At 36.3% G+C, this 24,199-nt stretch carries 27 protein-coding genes and 4 pseudogenes; 13 read left to right on the top strand and 18 right to left on the bottom strand.

What is annotated here, in order from left to right; translation table 11 throughout:
• Nucleotides 1–315: 315 nt before the first annotated feature.
• From V6D41_RS15870 to V6D41_RS15890, 5 genes and pseudogenes are all read right to left on the bottom strand, one after another.
• Nucleotides 316–1,047, bottom strand: coding sequence for a hypothetical protein (locus V6D41_RS15870; RefSeq protein WP_333518858.1), 732 nt, complete (start codon nucleotides 1,045–1,047; stop codon nucleotides 316–318).
• 374 nt (nucleotides 1,048–1,421) lie between these two features.
• Nucleotides 1,422–1,541: pseudogene (locus tag V6D41_RS15875) on the bottom strand (DUF255 domain-containing protein); the annotation flags it as partial.
• 90 nt (nucleotides 1,542–1,631) lie between these two features.
• On the bottom strand, nucleotides 1,632–2,198 hold the full coding sequence (locus V6D41_RS15880) for a dihydrofolate reductase family protein (protein WP_333518859.1): 567 nt from the start codon (nucleotides 2,196–2,198) through the stop codon (nucleotides 1,632–1,634).
• 48 nt (nucleotides 2,199–2,246) lie between these two features.
• Nucleotides 2,247–2,447, bottom strand: a pseudogene (locus V6D41_RS15885) (hypothetical protein); the annotation flags it as partial.
• 755 nt (nucleotides 2,448–3,202) lie between these two features.
• A complete protein-coding gene (locus V6D41_RS15890) occupies nucleotides 3,203–3,376 on the bottom strand; it encodes a hypothetical protein (RefSeq protein ID WP_187441521.1) in 174 nt (57 codons plus the stop codon).
• 83 nt (nucleotides 3,377–3,459) lie between these two features.
• On the opposite strand from V6D41_RS15890, the gene V6D41_RS15895 reads away from it, so the two are divergent.
• Nucleotides 3,460–4,083, top strand: a complete 624-nt coding sequence (locus V6D41_RS15895; RefSeq protein WP_014662887.1) for a hypothetical protein — start codon at nucleotides 3,460–3,462, stop codon at nucleotides 4,081–4,083.
• A gap of 144 nt (nucleotides 4,084–4,227) precedes the next feature.
• On the opposite strand, the gene V6D41_RS15900 is transcribed toward V6D41_RS15895, so the two are convergent.
• Both V6D41_RS15900 and V6D41_RS15905 read right to left on the bottom strand, forming a co-directional pair.
• Nucleotides 4,228–4,797, bottom strand: coding sequence for a hypothetical protein (locus V6D41_RS15900; RefSeq protein ID WP_333518860.1), 570 nt, complete (start codon nucleotides 4,795–4,797; stop codon nucleotides 4,228–4,230).
• 28 nt (nucleotides 4,798–4,825) lie between these two features.
• A complete protein-coding gene (locus V6D41_RS15905; protein WP_333518861.1) occupies nucleotides 4,826–5,734 on the bottom strand; it encodes a recombinase family protein in 909 nt (302 codons plus the stop codon).
• A gap of 89 nt (nucleotides 5,735–5,823) precedes the next feature.
• Here V6D41_RS15905 and V6D41_RS15910 point away from each other — a divergent pair, with 89 nt between their 5' ends.
• Nucleotides 5,824–7,764, top strand: coding sequence for an NACHT domain-containing protein (locus V6D41_RS15910; protein ID WP_333518862.1), 1,941 nt, complete (start codon nucleotides 5,824–5,826; stop codon nucleotides 7,762–7,764).
• A 384-nt stretch (nucleotides 7,765–8,148) separates the two neighbouring features.
• Here the strand turns inward: V6D41_RS15910 and V6D41_RS15915 are convergent, their stop codons facing one another.
• The gene (locus tag V6D41_RS15915; protein ID WP_333518863.1) at nucleotides 8,149–8,616 is read right to left on the bottom strand and encodes a YybH family protein; all 468 of its coding nucleotides are present in this window, start codon (nucleotides 8,614–8,616) and stop codon (nucleotides 8,149–8,151) included.
• 289 nt (nucleotides 8,617–8,905) lie between these two features.
• Here V6D41_RS15915 and V6D41_RS15920 point away from each other — a divergent pair, with 289 nt between their 5' ends.
• The gene (locus V6D41_RS15920) at nucleotides 8,906–9,799 is read left to right on the top strand and encodes an AraC family transcriptional regulator (RefSeq protein ID WP_333518864.1); all 894 of its coding nucleotides are present in this window, start codon (nucleotides 8,906–8,908) and stop codon (nucleotides 9,797–9,799) included.
• 249 nt (nucleotides 9,800–10,048) lie between these two features.
• Here the strand turns inward: V6D41_RS15920 and V6D41_RS15925 are convergent, their stop codons facing one another.
• Together V6D41_RS15925 and V6D41_RS15930 are read right to left on the bottom strand one after the other, a co-directional pair.
• Nucleotides 10,049–10,405, bottom strand: a complete 357-nt coding sequence (locus tag V6D41_RS15925) for an MmcQ/YjbR family DNA-binding protein (RefSeq protein ID WP_333518865.1) — start codon at nucleotides 10,403–10,405, stop codon at nucleotides 10,049–10,051.
• A 118-nt stretch (nucleotides 10,406–10,523) separates the two neighbouring features.
• Nucleotides 10,524–10,703: pseudogene (locus tag V6D41_RS15930) on the bottom strand (DUF255 domain-containing protein); the annotation flags it as partial.
• 283 nt (nucleotides 10,704–10,986) lie between these two features.
• On the opposite strand from V6D41_RS15930, the gene V6D41_RS15935 reads away from it, so the two are divergent.
• The 3 genes from V6D41_RS15935 to V6D41_RS15945 all read left to right on the top strand — a co-directional run bounded on the left by V6D41_RS15935 (nucleotide 10,987) and on the right by V6D41_RS15945 (nucleotide 13,932).
• Nucleotides 10,987–12,285 (top strand): hemolysin family protein, encoded by a 1,299-nt coding sequence (locus V6D41_RS15935; protein WP_333518866.1) that lies wholly within the window; start codon nucleotides 10,987–10,989, stop codon nucleotides 12,283–12,285.
• A 392-nt stretch (nucleotides 12,286–12,677) separates the two neighbouring features.
• The gene (locus tag V6D41_RS15940; RefSeq protein ID WP_333518867.1) at nucleotides 12,678–13,238 is read left to right on the top strand and encodes an adenylate kinase; all 561 of its coding nucleotides are present in this window, start codon (nucleotides 12,678–12,680) and stop codon (nucleotides 13,236–13,238) included.
• 268 nt (nucleotides 13,239–13,506) lie between these two features.
• The gene (locus V6D41_RS15945) at nucleotides 13,507–13,932 is read left to right on the top strand and encodes a MaoC family dehydratase (protein WP_087993889.1); all 426 of its coding nucleotides are present in this window, start codon (nucleotides 13,507–13,509) and stop codon (nucleotides 13,930–13,932) included.
• Nucleotides 13,933–13,999: 67 nt separating this feature from the next.
• On the opposite strand, the gene V6D41_RS15950 is transcribed toward V6D41_RS15945, so the two are convergent.
• The 4 genes from V6D41_RS15950 to V6D41_RS15965 form a co-directional block, all read right to left on the bottom strand.
• Entirely contained in the window at nucleotides 14,000–14,332 is a 333-nt protein-coding gene (locus tag V6D41_RS15950; protein ID WP_333518868.1) for an MmcQ/YjbR family DNA-binding protein, read from the bottom strand.
• 117 nt (nucleotides 14,333–14,449) lie between these two features.
• Nucleotides 14,450–14,884 carry an EVE domain-containing protein gene (locus V6D41_RS15955; RefSeq protein ID WP_333519052.1) on the bottom strand — a complete coding sequence of 145 codons (435 nt, stop codon included), beginning with the start codon at nucleotides 14,882–14,884 and terminating at the stop codon, nucleotides 14,450–14,452.
• Nucleotides 14,885–14,894: 10 nt separating this feature from the next.
• The gene (locus V6D41_RS15960) at nucleotides 14,895–15,287 is read right to left on the bottom strand and encodes a rhodanese-like domain-containing protein (protein WP_148963165.1); all 393 of its coding nucleotides are present in this window, start codon (nucleotides 15,285–15,287) and stop codon (nucleotides 14,895–14,897) included.
• Nucleotides 15,288–15,307: 20 nt separating this feature from the next.
• Nucleotides 15,308–15,727, bottom strand: a complete 420-nt coding sequence (locus V6D41_RS15965; protein ID WP_087993892.1) for a MarR family winged helix-turn-helix transcriptional regulator — start codon at nucleotides 15,725–15,727, stop codon at nucleotides 15,308–15,310.
• Nucleotides 15,728–16,069: 342 nt separating this feature from the next.
• Between V6D41_RS15965 and V6D41_RS15975 the strand changes: the two genes are divergently transcribed.
• The 3 genes and pseudogenes from V6D41_RS15975 to V6D41_RS15985 all read left to right on the top strand — a co-directional run.
• On the top strand, nucleotides 16,070–16,732 hold the full coding sequence (locus V6D41_RS15975; RefSeq protein ID WP_333518869.1) for an MBL fold metallo-hydrolase: 663 nt from the start codon (nucleotides 16,070–16,072) through the stop codon (nucleotides 16,730–16,732).
• Nucleotides 16,733–16,870: 138 nt separating this feature from the next.
• On the top strand, nucleotides 16,871–17,467 hold the full coding sequence (locus tag V6D41_RS15980) for a class I SAM-dependent methyltransferase (RefSeq protein ID WP_333518870.1): 597 nt from the start codon (nucleotides 16,871–16,873) through the stop codon (nucleotides 17,465–17,467).
• Nucleotides 17,468–17,629: 162 nt separating this feature from the next.
• Nucleotides 17,630–17,779: pseudogene (locus V6D41_RS15985) on the top strand (LysR family transcriptional regulator); the annotation flags it as partial.
• 46 nt (nucleotides 17,780–17,825) lie between these two features.
• Here the strand turns inward: V6D41_RS15985 and V6D41_RS15990 are convergent.
• The 3 genes from V6D41_RS15990 to V6D41_RS16000 form a co-directional block, all read right to left on the bottom strand.
• Nucleotides 17,826–18,305 (bottom strand): DUF2798 domain-containing protein, encoded by a 480-nt coding sequence (locus V6D41_RS15990; RefSeq protein ID WP_333518871.1) that lies wholly within the window; start codon nucleotides 18,303–18,305, stop codon nucleotides 17,826–17,828.
• A gap of 85 nt (nucleotides 18,306–18,390) precedes the next feature.
• The gene (locus tag V6D41_RS15995; protein WP_333518872.1) at nucleotides 18,391–18,834 is read right to left on the bottom strand and encodes a GNAT family N-acetyltransferase; all 444 of its coding nucleotides are present in this window, start codon (nucleotides 18,832–18,834) and stop codon (nucleotides 18,391–18,393) included.
• Between the two features lie 14 nt (nucleotides 18,835–18,848).
• Nucleotides 18,849–19,727, bottom strand: coding sequence for a LysR family transcriptional regulator (locus tag V6D41_RS16000; protein WP_333518873.1), 879 nt, complete (start codon nucleotides 19,725–19,727; stop codon nucleotides 18,849–18,851).
• Between the two features lie 187 nt (nucleotides 19,728–19,914).
• Here V6D41_RS16000 and V6D41_RS16005 point away from each other — a divergent pair, with 187 nt between their 5' ends.
• From V6D41_RS16005 to bla, 3 genes are all read left to right on the top strand, one after another.
• The gene (locus V6D41_RS16005) at nucleotides 19,915–21,114 is read left to right on the top strand and encodes an MFS transporter (RefSeq protein WP_333518874.1); all 1,200 of its coding nucleotides are present in this window, start codon (nucleotides 19,915–19,917) and stop codon (nucleotides 21,112–21,114) included.
• Nucleotides 21,111–21,410 (top strand): SDR family NAD(P)-dependent oxidoreductase, encoded by a 300-nt coding sequence (locus V6D41_RS21565; protein ID WP_442893077.1) that lies wholly within the window; start codon nucleotides 21,111–21,113, stop codon nucleotides 21,408–21,410. Before V6D41_RS16005 ends, V6D41_RS21565 begins: the two co-directional genes overlap by 4 nt.
• A gap of 200 nt (nucleotides 21,411–21,610) precedes the next feature.
• Entirely contained in the window at nucleotides 21,611–22,543 is a 933-nt protein-coding gene (gene bla, locus V6D41_RS16010) for a class A beta-lactamase (protein ID WP_333518875.1), read from the top strand.
• A gap of 229 nt (nucleotides 22,544–22,772) precedes the next feature.
• On the opposite strand, the gene V6D41_RS16015 is transcribed toward bla, so the two are convergent.
• Entirely contained in the window at nucleotides 22,773–23,612 is an 840-nt protein-coding gene (locus V6D41_RS16015; RefSeq protein ID WP_333518876.1) for a pentapeptide repeat-containing protein, read from the bottom strand.
• A 146-nt stretch (nucleotides 23,613–23,758) separates the two neighbouring features.
• Between V6D41_RS16015 and V6D41_RS16020 the strand changes: the two genes are divergently transcribed.
• Nucleotides 23,759–24,148 (top strand): YybH family protein, encoded by a 390-nt coding sequence (locus tag V6D41_RS16020; RefSeq protein ID WP_333518877.1) that lies wholly within the window; start codon nucleotides 23,759–23,761, stop codon nucleotides 24,146–24,148.
• Nucleotides 24,149–24,199: the final 51 nt, after the last annotated feature.

The raw sequence follows: 24,199 nt of genomic DNA on the forward strand, positions 1-24,199 counted from the left end.
AGTTCCTTACGATTTGATTATCCTAGGCCACCAATGCCGAGTTGAATAGCCCATAATCTCACTTTAAATACAAATCTTACAAAATGAAAAATAGAGCTCAATAGAGCTCTATCCTAAGTTCACTTGTTTTTTTAACTGGGAATATATAAGTCAAAACTAAAAAAACAATAATACAAATTATAAATTGAATAAGTCTGTCTATAAACCAATAGTTAGTAAAGTTAATTTCATTTGTCACCTGAATGACGGCAAAAACTGCAAATAAAATTAGTATGAATTTAAATGACTCTTTGTTCAAATTAATCAACACTTTCTTTAGAGAATTGCATATACAACACCTTGTGCAATATATCCACAAGAACTAGCTACTGCATGCCAAACATACTTATCAAGATAGTCTGTTACTGTATCATGTACTTCATCTAATGGACCCATAAGTACGATTCCGTTCCAAAAAGAAAGCCATTGGGCACGTGAAAATTTGCGTTTTAATGCACTAGGAAACTTTTTATAGATTGCATCAGGTAATTTTTTCTTTACATATGATTTTCCGAATACCGTTATTAATTTCCGCCCTAAAGAAATATAACCTACCTTTTCAACCTTTATATCACCTGAACTTACTTTAGCATTTGGATTCAATACAATTGAATTAGTACTTGTAGTACTCAGCTGAATAGTATTAGAAATTGGTGATGATATATCACTAAAGCCTACTGTTGAAGTATGTATATCGTTTTTTGATTTAGTATATGAATTAGAAGTATTATCAACTGGATTAAGATATTCATCATCATTTTTCAATGCATCACCAACAAATTCGTTAGCAACTTCTTGAATGATCTTATCCAGCTCTGCTTTTGACATACTTGCATCAGAAGCATCATTATTATCTTGAGAGTTTTGATCATCAGAGTTTTCCTCTAAGCCTGTACTTGTGTCATTTTTCATTTGAGAAAAAACAGTCCCTTTAACTTCAAAACTTTGATTGTTTAGCTCTAGTTTGTCTGTAGTTAAAGCACTGGCAAAAGGTGTTACAACTCCCAATGATATCGTAACAGCACAAGTTGTTGCAACGCCTAGTTTCCAATTTTTAGAACAAAATCTTTCAAACTAATCCCTCCAAAATTTAACTCCTATATATGTATAACATGCAGATCGAGGTAAATCAACGAATTTTTACCTATACAATTCTTAAATTAACTTTAAATTTTAGTTTTTATAGTATCTTTATATCGTAAATATCGGTTGAAAGTTTATCGATATTAGTAATTTGAAAATATATGATTTTGAAAGTGATGACTAATAATGTGGAGTAAACATGTGGGGTTATATTCACCATATTTTTGGTTATTCTAATAGTCTTGTCACCAATGACAAGTCGAATAGCCGATGCTGACCAGAACCGGCTTGTTTTCTCATTTCGCTTTTTCGAAGGCTTCTTCTCCCCAAGGGAACCAGTCCACAGGGTTATGAGCATGTTGAAGTAAATAAGGAGACTTCTCAGCGATTAATCTATTGGGTTTACTTTTGTTTGGCATGGGATCACCGGAAGATTCCCCTTTAGTTCAATAAGAAAAATAACTGTTGAGTGTTACCTCACAATGTATATTTTGGAGGGAAAGATTTTTTTAGCCATTCCAATGATAAACGATTTGCACAACACCAGAGGAAAATGTTCTTGTATTCACCATTTTTAAATTTATCCTCTGTTTTACATCAATAAACAACGGTTTTCCTTCTCCCAAAACAACAGGGTGAATAGATAATCTAAATTCATCAACAAGCCCCAAATTTATAAAAGTTGTAATGAGACTCGCTCCACCATATAGCCAGATGTCTTTGCCAGGCTTTTTCTTCAATTTATTTACTTCTTCAAGAATATTATCATTTATAAATATGGCTTGATTATCAATCTCATTTTGTGTTCTGGAAAAAACATATTTCTTTTTACTATGAACCAATTTCCAAATTTCCTTTTCTGTATCAGGGTCTTCATTTTTTGGAATATATTGTCCCCATAAATCGTAGCTTTTTCTACCATATAAAATAGTATCAATTTGATTTAAGAAATCAGTAAACCCCATATCAGGGTCCATAATGCACCAATCAACTTCTCCATTTTTCCCTTCAATAAAACCATCTAAAGTAACTGCTAAATCTAACACTATTTTTCTCTGTTTTAAGTTATTTGTCATAACTATTCATCCTTTCACATAAGAAGTTGGTAGAAATTCTTCTCCCACTCACACACCAGATGGACTAAGTTGCATTTGTGGACAAAGTGAAGAACAATATCCTAAAATGAAAGTGCCCACTACTCTCCGCAGCTCGATTAATTTATAGGTTTCGCCTTCTGGATCTGTCCGTTCTAAAACAACTGAAATCCAATGTTCCTTATCCTTATGATATCCGGGTAAGATATTTTCCCCATTTCTTAAGCCATCCCCTTCTTTCGATTAGATTTATATTAATTCATAATTAGTTTATACAAATTATAGAGGAAATATTAGTAATGAAATCTTAACTTCTGATGGTGAATCTACTCTGACATTTCTAATTTTAAGTTTCGGTATTCTCTTCGATTGTATTGTTTATTTTTAATTTCTTCAAGAAAGTGCAATTTCACTTGAGGTTTGCCGTTTTGATTGATATAAATCTCTTTAATACTCTCTATAATCACTCTTCAAGTAAGATCTTTACCTAGAAAAATTAGAGTTGAAAGTACTTCATCTGTATTCTCACTAGAATCGAAAAGTTCTAAAATTTTATAATGTTGAAAACACAAGAGTTCTTTGAATTCTTCAATCTTCCCGACAGACCAATCATGAAAGTGTGCATATAAATTCATAAAAGGTGGGAAAAAATCATTATCTGAAGGGTTTGAACTAATATCCTTAGGGATTTCGGATAAAACCCAATTTATAAATAAACTTATACCTTTAGATAACTCCCAAAGGGTATCCCTGAAAAACTTACCTTCGTGTTCAATAAACATAAAGAAGCCAAAGGTAAAGAAACAAAGTTAGAGGAGTAAACCCTGTGTTTACTCCTCTTTTTTCTGTTTATAAAAGAATTGCCGTGATGTTGGCGTCAAGTCACAAAGTATTGATATAACAGCTACTGAGTGGATACAATGCATCTTTTTGTAATTCATTTTTGTAAAATTGAGGATGCTTTTTTCTTTTGATCTTAAAAAGAATTATTTTTCAGAAGAGTTACCAAAAGTAATTCTTAAAACAATGCCCATAATAATAATTGCAATTAGTCCAATAATATTAACTATTGTTGAAATAGATTCATTATCTACAAAAATATTAACAATAAACGAGCCTGCAACGATCAATAGTATCAAAAAATATAAACTTTTTTTCATAAACACACTCCTATTTTTTAAAAAATATGTTATTATTTTCATCGGAAAATAATTCTACAAAAATATTGTAAAGGAGTTTTATCGTGAAGAAAAGCATTAAACAATTGGTCATTGTAATCTGTTTCTCTCTAATTTTTACCACTATAACAATACCAATAGCTAACGCAAAAGAAAGTTCTAATGATGTTTCTTCTGAGCAAGTTAATGTAGAGGCTCAAAACATGAAAAGAACTCTCGAACCTCTATTAGAGTTAATTGATCAAATGCCAGAGGATGTTGCTGAACAAGGAATAAACTCCGGTGTTGAATGGTTAAACGTACATAAAGGGAACGAATTTGAAGGTTATGAATTTGTTGCTGATGGAGAAAACCTGACTGCTGTTAAAACCGTCCAAGAAAGTATAGGACCATTTATAGTATTGAGTACATGGAGTTGCATTTCTAGTGCTGCTAAAGCTATAGCAGTAAATGCTATCCCATGGGCAAAGATCTTAAAAGTTAAAAAAGCAGCAAAATTAATGGGCGGACTAAATTCAATGACAAAAACAATTATCACAGCTTATAAACATCAAAGAAACCTAGGACTTTCTAGAACAAATGCTATAAAAAAAGCCGTAAAAGTATCTACTAAGGCACTACCAGGTGAAACTCAAAAAGCCGTACTAGAATTCTTTAGTTTAGGTGACGTTGTTGATAATTGTTTCTAATTGTTTTAAAAACGGGATACAAACAGGTTTAAATTATCAAGACCTAAATTATAAAAACCCTTAAAATAAAGGAGAAAGCATATTAGACATATATGTTTTCTCCTCTTTTTTTGTGTATATAATTTTGGAGTAATCTTTGCAACGTTAATCTATCCATTCTATATTTAATGATGGTGGTTTATTGCTACCTTTAGGATAATGCCATATTACTTTACTTATAAATGATGTTAATCCTTCATTTAGTTTCGTATCATCGAGCTGTTTCCAATTGTTAAGAAAGTGATCTAGTCGCTCAACGAGAGTTTCTTTTGCTCTTATCTCATCTTCTTGTGTTATGTTTTCTGTTTCTTGGAGTTCTAATTGAAGCTTATCTAATACTCGTGAACGTATTTTTTTTCTTTCTTTAAATTCTTCTAAACTAATTAAGTCTTCCTCTAATTGTATTTGAAGCATTTTCAGCGCTTTTTGTACTTTCCTTATTCGTTCTTCAATCATTTGTATTTTGGTAGTTTTAGAATCAAAAGGGTGGGATTCTTCTTTTAAATTTTGAAGTTCAGCAATTATTTCTTCCCGCCTAATTTTTATTCTGTTTATTATAAGATCCATCATAGAATTATAATTTAAACCTCTGTTATAGCATCTGTTGCCTAAAGAGTCTTTCCTATTGCAAGGTTTAAGTTCCTTTTTCTGTTTTCGATCCTTTCTTATGGTCACTGAATGAGTTCTTCCGCATAAGGCACATTTAATCAAATTCGATAAACCGTGTCTCCGTTCTTGCTCTTGGGGCAAGGCTTTGTCTAAGGGTCAATCTTTCATTGGCTATGTCCCACGTTTCTTCATCAATAATGCAAGGTTTTATTGCATCTTTAACAATAATCCATTGTTCTTTAGGTCTTATTTTTCCTTGGTGAGTATTCCTTCCTTTTAGTCGGTTGGAAACTATCCATCCTTTGTAAATTTCAGAACGGATCATTCTTTCAATGCTTTTTCCACTAAATAAATTCCCTCTTTTAGTTCGATAACCTAACTGGTTTAGATTTATAGTGATATTATCGACACCCATTCCATCTAAAACCAACTGAAAAGCCAACTTGACACCCTTTGCCCGTTCTTTATCAATTTCCACTCTTTTTTCTAAAGGGTTATAAATATAACCAAATGGCGGGGTTCCGTTTGACCACCTGCCTAACTTTGCACTATCCTTTTTTCCTTTCCTTAGCTGCGCTTTTATATTTTCGTACTCCCAGTTATTTACGAACCCGGTGAATTTTAAAGCTTGCCAATCTTCTTGGATTTCTAAGTCATAGATACGTTCACTATCGGTAACAAAGAGGACATCTTCTTGTCTTAATAAACTCATAAATTTAGGTGTTTCAGCATCGTCTCTAGTAACACGTGCAAGGTTAACAGATAAAACAGCATCAAAAAGGTTTTCTTTAATTTCGCAGATCATTTTTTGATACTCCGGTCGATTTTCATCCATTGAACTGCCAACTTCTTGAAACAATTTGATCTCCCAGTTGTTTTTTTCTGCAATATCTAATAAGCGTTTTCTGTGTTTTGCTAGAGTTTCTTCAGTCTCTTCGCCTTCGTTATTGCGGGATTTTCTAAGATATAGGGCGACTCGTTTGATCCTTTCCTTTTGTTCCATGCTATATCACCTTCAAATGTAATATAATTATATTATAGGTTAAGATTTCTTTTTCATTAAGGGATTGTAAAATAAAAGGAGCAGAGGTTATGGAGCAGACACCGATAGATTCAAGTAAGTTTATAGTAGATGTAGTTCAAAAAAACTTAGAGACTATCGTCAAAAGAGTTTTTGACTTCAGTAAAGATAAAGTTGCAGATTATAAAATTAAAACACAGAATGCTTACCAAGAATATTTGAACAGAGCGACTGAGAGATATGGAAAAGTTAAGACACTTATTCACAAGAGTGTTCCTATTAATTTATATGATTTTTATGTTCATACAGATTTAAAGTGTGAAGACACAATTATTTCGGCCAAAGATATAAATAATATTTTACACGTTAGTAAGTATAATATGATCTTAGGAAGTGGTGGAAGCGGGAAATCAACACTTTTTAAACATTTGTTTATCAACGCTTTACATACTACTAATAAAATTCCTATTTTGATTCCACTTAGAAATGTAAATGATTCAGAGCAATCTTTAACTGATTGTATGTATGAAACAATTAGCAGTTTAGGTTTCACATTAGAAAAAAAATATTTTTTAGAATCTCTTGATACGGGTATATATATATTCTTATTCGATGGATTTGATGAAGTAGAAGACAACAAGCAACTGAAAATAATTAAAGAAATTGAAATATTAATGAATAAGTATTATCAAAATAGCTTTCTGGTGTCATCAAGAAGATCAGATAGTTTATCAATCGGAGGGGATCGTTGTGTTGTGTTTGATATGCTATCTCTTAGTAAAGAAAAAGCTATTCAATTAATTGAAAGACTTCCATATTATGATGGTGAGGTTAAGTCAAGGTTTTTAAGAACATTAGATGAATCACTATACCGTAAACATGATGATTTCTGTTCAAACCCTTTATTATTAACTTTAATGTTAATAACATTTGATGAATTTGCAGAGATTCCTGATAAAATGCATGTTTTTTATGGTCAAGCATACGATGTCTTAGATCGAAGACATGACGCCACAAAACCTGGTTTTAAAAGGAATAGAAAAACGGATGCTTTTAACTTAGGATCTGATGGCTTTTCTAAGATACTTGAGGCCATCTCTGCTTTTAGCTATTTTGAAGATAAATTATCATTTTCAAGTCAAGAACTCACTGATTATATAAATAATGCAAAAAAAATTGAAAGATTAGAATTTAATTCACAATATTATACGGATGATTTAATTGAAGCTGTATGTATATTATACCTTGAAGGTTTGAAATACACATATCAGCATCGCTCATTTCAAGAATACTTTACAGCCAGATATATAAATAGACAACCTGAGGAAAGACAAAAAAAGCTATTATATAGACTGGTTAATAATAAGGGTCATTCAATAAGCAGTGACCAAGTTCTAAATATTTTGTGTGACTTAAATAGAACAATGGTTGAAAGACAGCTATTTATTCCACGTCTAAGTGAGATACGTGAGCAAGTTATAACTGATGGAATGATTGATTATATTGTTGAAAACACTAGATTCTTAATGCTCAGGATTAACAAAAGACGTGATGGTTCATTTCAATTAACATCAACTATGACTGCCGGAATATTTTCCAAATTATTTCCTTTATTATCATTCATGAGAAGAGAATATTACAAATTTCCAGAATATAACCAAATGTTTACAGAACTTGAAAACCGGTATGGAGTTAGGCATTGGAGAAAAGAGGTTCAAAGTTTAGATGAACTTTACTCTTTCGTTAATTTTTTCAATTTCGATGAAAGATTTAATAATAAATTAAAAAATTCAATTGAGTTTTTCGACCAGTATAAAAACGAAGAAAAATTAACTCGACAAATTGGAATAAATGTAAACTTATCAATGCAATATGGTTGTTCCGAAGTAAAACAAGAAGTTTTAGGTATGTTAAAACCCATTGAATTCAGGATAAAAACAGGTTTAGAAATTTTGGGAAAATTAGAACAAGAACATCAAGAAATGAATCTGCTACTAGATGACTTTTTTTAGGATAAGTATCCTCTGATTTAGCTCAGGGGATATAATTTTTTAGTTTGCTTTGATATGTAAGATTAAAATGAAATGATTTAACATGAATTGTTTATTGGTTATTTTAAGAGTCATGGCACCAAAACCAGGTTGTATAGCCTCGAGTATTTATACAGATGAATCTATTGGTTCAAAAGAAAGCTTAACCAAACCCTATACGCTTATTTAAAGACCTTAAACTGAAGAAGAGCAGGAGGTCACTAACCGAGATGACATTCAAAAGCATTACTTAATTGAAATGTGCTTAGCTTATCCATTAGAAAAAACTATAAACAAGCTTGGCTCAAAAATTTACATTCTGAGCCAAACTTGTTTATAACTAATTTTATAAATCAATTTTTTAACTTAATCTTCTTTTGCCAATTCAGTAAAAATAGCTTGTACACTTTCCATCAATTCGGGTACTTGTGCAAAAGACCAATGATTATGAACTATTCTCCACTCACCTTGAATAAGTTGATAAACTTGTGTGCAATGCCAAAGCGGTAATGGTAATACCCTTCCATTTTTCCCTTGTACATAGTTATGAAGATTATAAGTTAAAACTGCCATATCCTCTCCATCACTTACTACAACTTTTTCATTAGAATATTCAGATTTTACAACCGGAAATTCTTTATATGGAAAATTAGGCTCCAAATGTTCTCTAACCTCTTCACGACTCTGAAACATGCTAGGAATACTCGGATCAACAAAAGTTACATCATCAATATAAGAATCTAAAAAGCCAAAATAATCTCCTTTATTCCAACGTTCATTAATTGCTTTTTCATTTTTAAGTATTTTGTCTATAATAGCTTGCTTATTATTCATCGTTTTACCTCTTTCTTTTTTAAAATCATATACAAGACTAAAGAAAAATCGTCAAATAGTTTTTTGATGCTTGGTACAAATTCTCTTATCTTGATCCCATCACTTATTATTAGCACGTTCTATATTCAATACAGTTTCAACTATTTCTTTTACACCCATTTTCTTTAGAATCTATGAAGTGATATAGTCATTTTAGTCCAACGAATACAATAGATAAAGGTTAAATCAAGACTTTTAATGATACTTTTCGGACATTGGTGTAATTTTAGAATAAAGGAGGGTTTACGCAATGGCTCGAATGGCAAAACAAAAAGTAAACATAGAACGTATTAAATATCAACCTGCTATACCTTATCCATACGATTTGGAAATCTTTCCTTTCTCTGATCTTAAACAGCGAACACCGAAAGAAAAGATGCATATAACTTATAGGTATGAATTCTATATGCTTATATGTGTTATTCAAGGGGAGTGTGTACAATGGATCGATTTTGAGCCGATTTCCTGTAGAACAGGAACCTTACTTGCCATATCTCCAGGTCAAGTTCATAATTTTGGACATGATGAGAATTGGGACGGGTGGATTATTTTGTTTCGTTCGGAGTTTCTTTTACCAAACACAACAACCTTAAATGAGCATAAGCTAGCTCTTGACTTTGATAGGCTACCAAACATATTAAATTTAAATAATGAGGAGTTACGTCGTGGAATCATTTCAATCGAACGAATGATTGAAGACTCGTTAGTTGAAGGGGAAGAAGAGGATGTTCATATGTTATTACGTTACCAACTTTATGCATTTGTGGCTTGGCTCAATATTCTTCATAAACAAAAACAGATGCATGACAACATTCACTCTCACACATCGCCGCGTTTTACAAAATTCCAAAAACTCGTTGATGAATGCTTTGCTGAGTTAAATCATGTCAGTGATTATGCTATTCGGCTAAACTGCTCAGAAAAAACTCTGAATCGAGCAACTATGGCAGCAGTCGGCATAAGTGCCAAAGCTTTTATTTCTGCCCGAATTAACCTTGAAGCGAAACGGTTGCTAATGCATACTGACTATTCTATAAGCGACATTGCGGAAAAACTCAATTTTAAGGAACCTACCCACTTTAACAAATTTTTCAAACGTGAAACAGGTTGTACACCTACAGAGTTTCGACAGCAGCATTTGTGAAATTATTGACATCAACATTAATTTTTATGTTGAAAATGCTTTATTAATTGTGGATATATATTTGGTTTCGTACTATATTTTGTGACAACGTTGCTTTACAAAAAAAATTCAGGTTCAAATTATATTGAATAAAAAACGAGACTCAAAAACTTACGTTCTTCAAATGCTATACTTGAGAAATCAGCACTCATAATATATATGATGGAGTGTTCACTAATCTAGCTTGATTAGCAGGAACACTCTTTATCTTTACTTGGTTAAATTAAAGCTCTGCTCGATTAAGTAATAAATTTCTCCTTCTGGATCTGTACGTTCCAAAACAAGTGAAATCCAATGTTCCTTATCCATATGATATCCGGTCAGGATATTTTTTCCGTTTCTTAAACTATCACTTATTTCAGGTGGACATTTTAGATTCAGAATATCTATTTCGTCACTTCCATTTAATCCTAATTTTTCAGGGAGAACATTCATTATAAGACCGTACCATTTATTGTTTGATTCATGTCTCAAAGAAGCATATTGTGGGTATTTCTTCCACGGGTAATCAGGCGATGTACCGTATTTTTCTTTGACGTGTTTAAAGATATCTTCTCTTGTTAACATACTTCAATCATCCCTCCAACTACTTACGGATAATTTCTTCTCTCTCATTCCATCTTTGAAAAAATCACAGGGATTTGTACTCAATGATCCTTGGTTGTCTATTTTGGTTACTTTAATAGACATGGCACCAATGGCAAGTCGAATAACCGATACTGACCAGAACCGGCTTGTTTTCGCGTCTTGCTTTTTCGAAGGCTTCTTCTCCCCAAGGGAACCAGTCGACGGGGTTGTGAGCGTGTTGAAGTAAATAAGGAGACTTCTCAGCGATTAAACGATTGGGTTTATTGTTAGTGGGCATGGGATCACCTTCTTTCTTCATTTTTGGATTTTGATAAATGTATTCTCAATACTAACTTATCACAATCAGATAAAAAAATTCTCATACAGGTTACTTTAAAATAATCATTATTGATTTTAGGTTCAGAAGAACTTATCGATATGATATAGGTGATATATGTTTAACAGAAATGGAGATAAAACATTTTTGTTCGGTTATTGTATGTTTAAATTATCAATACTAAGGAATATGTAAGGGAGGTCTTTATACAGGAGGTGTTCGCCTTACTTGGTAAGGCAAGCGATTGACAACCCTTAATCTTATTATTTTTGCCATTTTAATTGTGTTAACTGCATTTTTTGTTGCAACTGAATTTGCGATTGTAAAAATTAGAACTTCGAAAATAGACCAACTCATATTAGAGGGCAAAAAAGGTGCTGTATCAGCAAAAAAAGTTGTGACTCATTTGGACGAATATTTGTCAGCTTGTCAGCTGGGAATCACTGTGACAGCGTTAGGAATTGGCTGGGTTGGAGAGTCGACTTTTGAAGTGATTCTACACCCCTTATTTGTTTATTTTCATGTAAGTGAACCCGTCTCACATGTATTGATTTTAGTTATTGCTTTTGTCATGGCGACTTTTTTGCATGTGGTCGTTGGAGAACTTGCCCCCAAAACACTTGCGATTCAAAAAGCTGAAGCGATCACTCTTTTAACAGCAAAGTCTATTATCTGGTTTTATCGCATTTTGTATCCTTTTATCTGGTTTTTAAATGGTTCAGCCCGGTTTATCGTCGGACTCTTCGGATTAAAACCTGCGTCAGAACATGAGCTTGCCCACTCTGAAGAGGAACTGCGCATTTTACTGTCTGAAAGCTATAAGAGCGGTGAAATCAATAAGAACGAGTTAAAGTATGTCAATAACATTTTCAAATTTGATGAAAGAATCGCTAAAGAAATCATGATTCCAAGAAGAGAAATACTAGCAATTTCTATCGATGATTCTTATGAATCTGTTGTTAAGACTATTAAGACAGAGAGCTATACAAGATATCCGGTTTTAAATGGAGATAAAGATACGATTATTGGTTTTATCAATGCCAAGGCGTTCTTGTCAGTTTATATTGATACAGATCAGAAAACAAAGGATCATTTCAAGTTAGAAAATCATATCAACCCTGTTATCCATGTGATTGAATCGGTTCCGATTCATGACTTATTAGTGAAAATGCAAAGAGAGCGAACTCATATCGCTATTCTAGTGGATGAATATGGCGGTACTTCAGGCTTGGTCACTGTTGAAGATATTATTGAAGAAATAGTAGGCGACATCAGAGATGAATTTGATGAACATGAAGTGCCTGACATTCGAAAAATAAATGATGATCATTACATTTTAGATTCAAAAGTGCTTATTGAGGATGTAAATAAACTATTGGAAACCGCGTTAGCGAGTGCAGATGTCGATACAATAGGCGGCTGGTTTATGACTCAAAATATTGATGCCAAACTTGGCTCTGAACTAGAAGCCGAAGGATATGTGTTTAAAGTGCACAAAATAGACGGCCGGCATATTCATTATGTAGAGGTAAAACCGAAATGATGATTACGTTTATCTGAATTTTTTGTAAGTGAGGCACTTAGAGCCTGTGATGAATTAGCAATTCATCCAGGCTTTTTATATGTCATCAATGACGGGTAGACTAACCGATGCGGGCAAGTATGGATTCAATAGTGTCTATATTGCAGCTGGATAATAGCTGTTTATACTTTAAAGCAACATAGAAGAAACGGAGTGACCTACCAACTTGTGGATGTCGTTTGTTTATAATTAAAGTAATAAGGGGACAAAACGTGCTAGATTATGGTCTAGTTCTACAGTGAAAAAGTGCATGAAAAGTTTGGATTTAAATCAATGTCAGGTATGGAGAAACAGTTAGATTAATCAGGTGAACAATCGCTTTGTGAAATTTTAATCATTTAGGAGAGATAAGTGTGTTATACCTTATTGGCGGTTCTTCAAGGAGTGGGAAGACAACTACAGCAAAGAGAATGTTAGCAGAAACAAAAATCCCTTATTTCTCGTTAGACTATTTAATGATGGGAATTGCGAATGGGGTACCAGAAATGGAGGTTCATCCAACTGATGGTGATTTTAAAAATGGGCAACGACTCTGGAAAATCATTAATCCTTTGATGATAGCTATGGTTGAGAACAAAATAGATTACATAATAGAAGGTGTACAATTCATTCCTAGCCACGTAGCAAAGTTTGAGCAACGTTATTCTGGGAATGTTAAGGCCTGTTTTATAGGAATATCAGAAATAGACATAGAAAATAACATAGATAAAATGAAATTTCACTCCAGCATGACAGAGAATGACGGATTGAGAAATCTAGATAATGTTCAGATCAAATCAGAATTAGAGCGGATTAAAACAGATAGTATCCTGATAAAAGAGGAATGCCAAAAGTACAATCTTCAATACTTTGAAAGCTCCTTACATTTTAATAAAACAATAGAAACAATAATAGATTATCTTGTTTACAAATAAATATAGCTAAGACAAATTGACTGTAAGTATATGTAGATATACAACTTACCACCAAATGCAAGCCGAATAACCGATGCTAACCAGAACCGGCTGGTTTTCGCATTTCGCTTTTAAGTAGGCAGTTCGCACGATTGTGGGCGTGGTGAAACAGGTACAAGGACTTCTCATCGATTAACATGCAGAGGGTATTCCTCTCGGTGAGATTACTGAATGTGTTAAAATGCTACGTAGGTTATTTTATGAAGGTGAGATACAAGGAGGTGTCCCTATGAAGTTAGATGAATTTTCTATTGGACAGGTTTTTCAAACTAAACCATTTGAATTAACAAAAGAGAATGTAATGAATTTTGCAGAAGAATATGATCCGCAATACATGCATGTAAATGAAGAGAAAGCAAAAATGGGCAGATTTAACGGAATCATTGCATCTGGAATACAAACGTTAGCCATCACTTTTAAGCTCTGGATAGAAGAAGGGTGTCATGAGGACGATATTATTGCTGGAACAGGAATGAATCATATAAAATTCCTAGCACCCGTATACCCGAATGATAAGCTGAACACTATAGTTAAGGTTATTGATAAAAAACCAAATAAAAGTCAAACGGGAATACTTACTGTATTGTTATCTACCTATAATCAAAAAGAGGAAAAAGTGTTTGAAGGTGAGTTATCCGTATTAATGAAACGGTAAAAGATTTTGATAAGATACAAACAGGAACTTATTATAGGTTCCTGCTGATCATCATGGTGAATAAACATTAAGACTTCTTTGGCTTTGTCAATTCGAAACTATGTTGCACCATATCATCAAGAGCCTCTTGTGAGAGGTTGCCATCTAAGATCACTGTATTCCAATGGTCTTTATTCATATGATACCCGGGCTTTACCTCTTTAAAAATACTACGCAGGAAATTGGCTCGCTCAGGTTCGCACTTAAGGTTAACGCATAAATGGCCATCAAGATGAAAGATAAGCGCAAACCATTTTTTATTCCCGTTGTGACGCATCACCGTTCGTCCTTCGCCAAAAGGATAGTCTTTATAGGTATCTGGATATGACAGGAAGTAATTGATCATTTCCTCGTGATTCATAACTCGCCACCTCGATTTTTAGAAATAACCAATGATTCATCGTCATGATATCACAATGTAATGAATGGTTAGGTGATATTGTGAGTATAAAGAAAGCTTAAAGGAGATCAAAGCCATCTAATCTCCTTTACCATCAACCATTTTTTGTGCAATTAGCTTAAAATCCTTTTCACTGATCTCAAAATGCCCAAACCGAAATGAGTAGCCCCAACGCTTCTCGTCTTTTATGAAAGAAAGGTATGGGATTAATGGGCGAATGGGTATTTCTGTGCAATGAATGAAATGTATATGTCTTCGAAAAGGCTGAAAATCATTTGCCATATCAAATTGAAAAATATGACGATCTACTACTTTGCCTAAAGCCGTAAATTTTTGATATGGCGTACTATCCTTAATATTGACCTTTGGAGAATAATAAATGATCCAATCACCTTTATTCATCTTTTTTAAGGGTGCCTCTTTGCCATGACAAAGTTGTGCAAACCCGCCTTGAATTGCTTTTATTACGTGATCTCGGGAAGCCACCCCCACCCAGTATCTTTTATGTTGCACAGGCACAGAGTCAGCATCCACAATCATCAGATATGTGATTGTCTTGATTTGTATTTGTGACAGGGAAGTTCATTTCTTTCCATGCTGCAATCCCTCCGGTCAGCTCTTTCACTTTATATCCATGTTCTAATAAAAATGTTGCAACTTTTGCAGCGGTATTGCACCAGACATCCCAGCAATAAACAATGATTTCTCTTTCTTTTGGTATTTCGTTTAAACGAGCTTGCAGTTCTTGTTCAGGAATAATGTGAGCATCTTTAATTGTTACATTCCTTACATGAATTGGACCGTTTCGAACATCGATTAAGACGTATTTCTCGGGATTCATTTGCTTAGCTTTCAAAAAATCCATAGGGCTTATCGTTGCTTCGAGACGTGCATTAAAATAATCGAGAGCTTGCATATTGTAAAACCTCCTGTTTTTTAAAGGGATCTCCAAATTTTAATAAGGAAATCTTTAAGTAATTGTCTTTCTTGTTGATTTAACGGAGCTAATACCTCTAATTCCGTATTAACTAAAAACTCCCAACGTGAATCCAATACATCGTTGCCTTTTTCAGTAATCTTAAGGCTATAGGATCTTCTGTCATTAGGATTTTTTGTTCTCTCAACAAATCCTAAAGTCTCAAGATGATCGATATGACTCACCATCGTAGTCCGATCGATTTGCAGATTTTCAGAAATATCTTTTTGTGATGAATAAGGGTTTCCTTTGATAAATAAAAGAACTCCGTATTGTCTTGCGTTAATCTCATACGGTCTAAGCCCTTCAGCAAATGTATTTTCCATTCGCTGGAGAACTTTTCCGAGTAGAAAACCATAGGATTGATTCCATTTTTCCAACGAAGTGTCCACCTCCTGATAATCACCTTAACATATAATCAGTTTAACTGATTAATTTTCGAGAAACAAGGTTTAAGTTCGTCAAGTGTGCCTGACGGGATTGGTGCTATTCAAACAGTATGTATTTTTAAAAGGGCTACTCCATTTCCCGCCGATAATATGCAGCGTCATTTCAACTGGACAAGCCTTTTCGACATCTGCACTGCAAGCGCCAAATCCATTTAACCGGTTTCCCATATCTGTAACCTCACAATGTAAGTTACAAAAATGTGCGTCATTACATAACTAACTAAGATGTATTACAGTAAATATATAAAAAAATTTCCAAAGGGAGTGGTTGGCATGAATTTGAGACAATTGTCAGAACATGTCTTTCAATGTGAATTTGAGCTTGATGTGCCTATTCGGATTCCGGTTCATATTTGGTTTATTAAAGATGGTGATGATATTTATATCATTGATACGGGAATAGAACGTTTTGCGGATGCTCAGATCAGGGCAGCGTTAGCGATCGGCTTTCCAAAAGCCATTTTGCTTACCCATGGCCACAGCGATCATATTCAAGGTGCATCAAAATGGTTAGAGAGATTTGATATTCCAATTTATGCCCATCAGAAAGAACTAATCTATATCAATGGGGAAGCGCCTTATCCGAACAAAAATGAGGTGGAGAACACAGGGGTAGCCCATATTGTCCAGCCGCTGACGGAACAAACGCTTGCCCACTTGCCGCTGCAATCCTATCTAACACCCGGACATTCCCCGGGGCATGTTGTGTATCATCATGAAGTCGATCATGTTCTATTATCAGGTGATCTTTTTATCACAAGTAAGAAAAATTTACACCCGCCTATCAGAAGATTCAGTGTTGATATGAATGAGAACATCGATAGCGGCGCAATCATAGACGATATTAAACCAACGCTCATTTGCTCTTCACATGGGGAAGAAATTGTTTATAACGAAGAGTTGTATAAAAGCTACGTGTTAAGGTATAGGGGCTAAAGGAAGTATGATAGAGTAAAAGGTAAAATGAGGAATATGACATGACAGTTGTGATACTAAAGCTGTTTTACACGAAAATCTTTTTTATTTTTTGTACTTCGACATATCATAGCAGTTTTTGAGATGGGATGTGGAAAGTTGAGAATCTTAAACAGTTTGATAGAACAAGCTAAAAACCCGAATGGCTGGGTAGGTTCATTTATGTTACGGATGATGAATACGGTCCATACTGGAATGAATAAATGGGCTTTTAAGAAGTTACCCTTAGAAAAGGATTCGATCATGTTGGACATAGGCTGCGGTGGGGGAAAAACCATACAGGCTCTATCAAAAATCATTCCTGAAGGTAAGATATATGGAATAGACTATTCAGAACAAGCTGTAAAGGATTCTATCCAAGCGAATTTTAAGGATGTAGAAACAGGGAAAGTAACTATTTTTAAAGCAGACGTTACAAACGCTCCTTTTCAAGAGAAGTTTTTTGATACGATAACTGGTTTTCAAACCCATTACTTTTGGGACGATATAGAAAGTGGTGTGAAAGAGATTTTTAGAATTTTAAAACATGGAGGGTGCGTATTGTTGGTTGCCGAGGTATACAAAATGAACTACCACATGGAATCTTATAAAACGAAGGATGAGATGGAGCAATTATTAATAAACACTGGGTTTCATAACGTAATATCTTATGAGAATAAAAATAAAGGATGGCTGATGGTAAAAGGGAGTAAATAAGTATAAAAACTCTGCTCTTTCTTGAAGTGATCTTACTAACGTTAAACTTTATTATTTTCTATTCTCCGTTCACTGGTATTAACCGAATAAAAGGAGGGCTCGTAAAAGTTAATAATAGACTTAAGCTGTAATAGAATGAAATCAATAATCCAGAATACAAGTGAGGCGGGCAAGCTGAAAATCCTTCATCATGCTGAAACCTTTGATCCGCTTTACTCTCATATGTTAATCAAAAAGAAAAAATGGCAGCTGCCTGCCGCGGAGGCTTTTGCGGAGCTTGTTTTACATTCGGTTCGTGAGGCGGTATGCTGAAAATCATTGGGAAAAGGAGTGGGTGTAACGCCCGCTCCTATTTTATTTAAACAGCAGCTGTGAGCTTTGGTTTTACAAATTTCATAAAAATCCCTCTGACTAATGGACCCATAATCAGTGATTGCAATGGATAAGCTAAGATGAAATTTTTCAATACAATCATTAGGTAAGCGCTGAAAAGGCTGTTCCCGTTCAGTCCATTCGATAAAGCAGCTGTCACTACACCGAACACAGACATACAAAGGACCATGCCGATCACCATACACGTCGACACGGCAAGAACGACATATGATGTCTTAGACTTGTCGAACGGCATGCTGAATGCAATCTTTTTGGCAAGGGGGCCCACTAACAGTAAATCTAACAGAAGCGCGACAATAAAACCGATGACCATTTTAAAAGCTGTCACCAATGAAAAATCATGTATTGCTCCGTTGATGATGGCATTGTAAATCGACATGACGCAGACCATCCCAAAACACATCATCACGCCAAAGATAAGACCTTCTTTTTTATTTGCTGGCATACTACAAACATTCCTTCTCTTAATAATAGGTGATTAGTATACCAATGAACCGCTCATGCTCATAAGTGATAAATTTGTGAACAATTTATTCGCCAGAATCTTCTTCTTTTGTCATCAGCACATGCGGAATGCCGTCCAGCATTAATTCTTCTGATGCTGTCTGATAGCTGAGTTTTTCATAAAAGCCTGCCGCCTGTGTCTGGCCGTACAGTTTGAATGAAGAAATGCCTTGTTCCATTACAATTCGTTCCAACGCATCAACGATCACTTTGCCCAGTCCGCATTTGCGATAAGACTTCAGAATGCAGATTCTTTCCAGTTTGCCCGCGTGATCCACGATACGCACACGTGCAGTGCCAACAGGTTCATTCTCATGATAAATGAGGAGATGCCGGCAATCTTCACGGAGTGTATCGAACTCATCGAATTCATCGGAAACGGGGCAGCCTTGTTCCTCTACAAATACTGTCTTTCTGATTTCGAACGCTGTATGTAAATCATGTTCTGACGTTATTCTCTCAACTTTCATGATGTAATCCTCCCTTACTCAGAAAAATGGCTGATGACATATTGTTTAAAGGTCTCAGCGACCGGCGATAAAAACCGGCCTTTAATCCAGGCGATTCCTATGACACGCTGACATTCCGGCCAGCTGACACGGACTTTTGTGATTTTGCTTTGGTCTAAGCCTTTCAGGTCTGGCAGAATGGATATGCCAAGCCTGGCAGCGACAAAACCTGCGGCAGTGGCTGCTTCTTCCCCTTCAAATATAATGTTCGGCTGTATGTTGGCTTTCTCAAACAGCTCATCTACTGTCATTCGAAGTGCGTAGCCTTTTTTCAATAAAATAAAACGCTCCCCGGCAATCTCACTCAGGGTAATGCTTTCACGATTGGCTAAGGGGTGATCATTTGGCACAAATACAAATAGTTCTTCACTCCACAGCTTGATCCATTGGATCGGCTTTTCAGGGTTGATCGAAGCGAGGAGACAGAGGTCCAGGTCTCCGGATTTTAATCGTTCAAGCAGCCAATAAGAATGGTTTTGCTTCAGCTGGAAGGCAATGTTGGGATATTCCTGCTGGAAGGAGCCGATGAGATCAGGCACGAGCGTTGTCCCTAACGTATGCAAAAAACCGAGAGACACCTCACCTTGGTCTGGCTTTAATAAAGCTTGGATTTCCTCTTTTCCTTCGGTGTACTCCTTCATCATTGTCTGAACCCGCCGTGAAAAGATGTGACCATATTGATTTAAGGTAATGGATCGTCCTTGCCTGTCGAATAGCGGTACGCCTAAATGGTTTTCCAGTCTGGCGATTGAGCGTGAAAGCGCAGGCTGTGTGATAGAGAGGCTTTTTGCCGCTTTCGTCACGTGCTGCATCCGGGCCAGTGTTTGGAAATATTCAAGTTGTTCCCATTCCAATCATCATCCCTCCTATATTACATATAAGCATGAAAACCATATTTTATATGCATTATACAACATATATTAACGGTGCTAAGATAAATGTATAAACAGACTCGAGGATGTTTGAATTCGTAAGACATAAAGGATGGTTGTTTATGAATTGCTGTGCTCAACAACATGATGAGAGACCGAAAAAGTCCCGATGACATTCATTCAAAAAGGCACACCGGTTTTTCGAAAAATTACGTTTGCTTTCTTTGCTGCAGGTTTCAATACATTTGCAATTCTTTATTGCGTACAGCCGCTTATGAAGGAATTCACACGGGAATTTCATGTAACGCCTACGATGGCAAGTCTTTCTTTATCTGTTACCACAATGCTGTTAGCTGTGAGTATGCTTGTCTTTGGTTCGTTGTCAGAGGTGTGGGGGCGCAAGCCGATTATGGCTGTATCCATGCTGGCCGCATCCGTGCTCTGTCTGGCGTCGGCCTTCAGCCCGAATTTTCATACGCTGCTCGTATTGAGAACCATTCAAGGGATTGCGCTTGCCGGGCTTCCGTCGATTGCGATGGCTTATCTGGGAGAAGAGATTGAACCCGGAAGCCTTGGGTCGGCGATGGGGCTGTATATCAGCGGAAACGCGATAGGCGCCGTTTTTGGAAGGATCGTTTCAGGGCTCCTGAGCGAGTTTTTTAATTGGCATATGGCGATGGGGGCAATTGGTGTAATTAGTTTGATCGCAAGTATTATATTTTTTATAAATTTGCCTCCATCCAGGCACTTCACGCCGAGAAAATTGGAGCTCGGGCAATTGGGAATGTCTTTAATCAGCCACTTGAAGGATCGGAAACTATTAAGCTTGTTTCTCATTGGTTTTTTACTGCTCGGGAGCAATGTTGCATTGTTCAACTACATTGCGTATGTGCTGTTGGAACCGCCGTATTCGTTTAATAAAGCATTTGTCAGCTGGATTTTTATTGTGATGATTGTAGGGATTTTCAGCTCGTCTTTCATTGGAAGAATGGTTGATCAATATGGTTATCCGAAAATACTGATGATGAATATCTTCATTGTCATCGCAGGTGCTTTATTAACGATAAACAGTATGTTAGCAGTGAAAATTCTGGGGATTGCGCTCTTTACATTCGGCTTCTTCGGCGGGCATTCAGTCGCCAGCAGCTGGGTGGGCAGGAGAGCACTGCACAACAAAGCGCAGGCGTCATCGCTGTATTTGTTCTTTTATTATGCCGGTTCAAGTATTTGCGGAACAGTCGGCGGGCTATTCTGGTCTGCTTTTCACTGGCTGGGTGTCGTCGGCATGATCATCTTCATGCTGTTGGTTGCGTTATGGCTGTCGAGATACTTGGCTAGAAGTGTGAAAATGCCTGATAAAGCGTTATAACTGATGTAAATGGTCCTGATACGTCAAAATATGCTGTTGAAGGGCTGAGCAAATCAGCGGCGCTTGACTATGCAAACCAAGGCATTCCTATCAATACCGTAGCTCCGGGACCGACACGAACAGAGAAAATGGAAAATGATGAGGCTCTGCTTAATAGTTACTCAGAGATGATCCCAAGCAAGCGGGTCGGTACACCTGAGGAGATTGCCAAAGGCATCGCCTGGCTACTCTCTGACGAAGCCTCTTTTGTAACGGGGACTACATTGACAATCGATGGAGGAACGTCTGCTGGTTAATGTTAAAGCAATTTAATGTATATATAACTTCTCAATTCCCTTCCAGATAGCTTGATGTGCGCCCTTTAAGATAGACATAGATAAAATTTCCAAGTAATCTATGTATGTATCTTGGGGTGCATTTTTATATGGAAAAAGGACAAAAGGATCCCTTTGGAAAAAAACACTTAATATATTTTTTAGAAAGAGGTTGAGTTTAAATGAAATCGTTGAGCAATATTTTTCGTACTTCAGTATTCAGAAAGATGATACCTGTACTATTTCTTTCATGTGCAACACTTGTAGGCTGTTCAAACAATAACGTTGATGCTGAATCAACTAAACACCAAAAAAAAGAAACTTCCAGCGACCATGATTTTGCCAAGCTTGAAGAAGAATATGATGTTAAACTTGGTGTCTTTGCATTGGATACTGGTACAAATCAAACAGTAACCTATCATCCAGACGAGCGTTTTGCTTATGCATCTACCCATAAGGCTCTAGCTGTAGGAGCACTTTTACAACAGAAGTCAATAGAAGACCTGAATCAAAGAATTACCTATACACGTGGGGATCTTGTCAATTATAATCCGATTACTGAAAAGCATGTTGATACGGGGATGACCCTGAAGGAGCTTGCCGATGCTTCTCTTCGATACAGTGACAATACTGCTGGAAACCTTATCCTCAAACAACTAGGGGGACCGACTGGATTTAAAAAGGCGCTTGAGGAAATGGGTGATAATGTTACCAACCCTGAGCGATTTGAGCCAGATTTAAATGAAGTTAATCCAGGTGAAACTCATGATACGAGTACACCAAAAGCACTTGCTACTAGTCTTCAAGCTTTTACACTGGGAGATGCACTCCCAACTGAGAAACGTGAACTTTTGATAGATTGGATGAAGAGAAATACTACTGGAGATGCATTAATTCGTGCTGGAGTGCCTAAAGGTTGGGAAGTGGCTGATAAGACTGGATCAGGATCATATGGTACGCGAAATGATATTGCGATTATTTGGCCACCAAAAGGAGATCCTATTGTTCTTGCTGTACTTTCAAGTCGTGATAAAAAAGATGCTGATTATAATGACAAGCTTATTGCTGAGGCAACAAAAGAAGTAATTAAGGCCCTTAAAGTCAAAAATAAATAGAAAATGATAGTACTACAAAGGGTTACGTTCATAGCCTTTTTTAGTAGATTAATTCCTATAGGTGACCGTCGGGCTGTGAAACGGAACGGAGAAATATAACGCAGTCCGATGTTAGTTGGAATCCATAAATAACCCCAAATAAACCAAAACCCCATGGAAATGACTCCATGCAATAGGGGAAAAGGTTTGAAATGCTGGCAGCAAAAAAGGACCGCAGGCGGGTCCTTTTTTATTTCCAATGAGCAGGGATTTGTAGAGATGGAGGAAGCTTTGTATTTGCATCGCCGTTGGCGGCATTCACCTGTGCCTGTGTCAGAAAAATGCTCCCGGTCAGGTCGGCGCCGCTCAGATCAGCATCTCTTACATCTGCACCGATAAAGTCTGACATTCTCAAGTCTGCAGTTCTCAGATCCGCAGCAATGAGCAGCGCTCCTCTTAGGTTTGCTCCGCGTAAATCCAGCCCTTTCAGTTTCGCGCCGATCAGGACGCTTCCCTGGCTGATTTTTTTCGGGCGTTTTGGATTGCGTGCTTGGGCGCGCACCAGCTCACTCGTTTTTAACAGCCATTCATTGATCTCAGCCCGGTGCTCGTGTACCTGCAGTGTCAGCAAATTTTCCTTGCTGAGTCTGGTGAGCTTGTCTATCTTTTCGAAACAGGCCCGCAGCTCGCGATGAAGCGGTTTGGCCGTCTCTATAGAAAGCGCTTCATGTAAATACCAGAGCATTTCGTGCAGCTGCTGCATGATAGGGAAAACGTCAAACATTTTGTTGGCTGTTTCCGGGTGGTTTCGCCAATCCTTTCCCTCATAAGTGATTTGGGATACTTTCTGGCCGGCGCCAAAGCATTCATAAGCAGAACAGCCTCGAAACCCCTTTTCTCGGAGGTCTTTATGGATAGAACATTGATAGTTTGATTGTAAATTGCGGCAAGGCGTGCCCCCGTCTTTATCAAAAGCAAAATCCGCTGATTTCGCATAAGGCAAAGCGACACAGCACAGGCCAAAACAGTGCTGGCAATCCGCACTTAAATCATCATGTATATTATCATGTAACGTTACTTCCGCAGACAATATCGTTCACCCTCCACTTGGGAACTTTGTTAAATATATCTATTTGATTATATAGGGAATAGGGGTACTTGTCATTTTATTTTTAGGGTTTCAGATGGCTAAACAATGTATAATATATCCAATCATGATGATTGGGAGGGAATCCTTTGGAACAGCAAATAAAAGACATCATCTCTGCGTGTGATTTGGCAATTCAAAATGAAGATATTGATACACTGATGAATTACTACACGGAAGATGCCATTTTAGTTGTGAAGCCCGGCATGATCGCGCGAGGCAAAGAAGAAATCAAAAAAGCGTTTATGGCGATCGCGGACTATTTCAATCATCATATTGTCCCGACACAAGGAGAAATGATCATGTTGGAAGCAGGTGACACTGTACTCGTCCTATCTCAGACACTGCTTTATTCGGATAAGACAGATTCCGAGTATGCGATGGAAAGAAGGGCGACCTATGTGTTTAAGAAGAATGCGCAAGGCGAGTGGCTTTGTGCCATCGATAATTCATATGGTACGGATTTAATTGGTGTTTAGCGTCCAGATATGTCTTTGATGTGCTATTTGCGCATATAATGATTCATCCAG

This window comes from Bacillus sp. 0102A, assembly GCF_036765155.1.
GTDB lineage: Bacteria > Bacillota > Bacilli > Bacillales > Bacillaceae > Bacillus > Bacillus subtilis_G.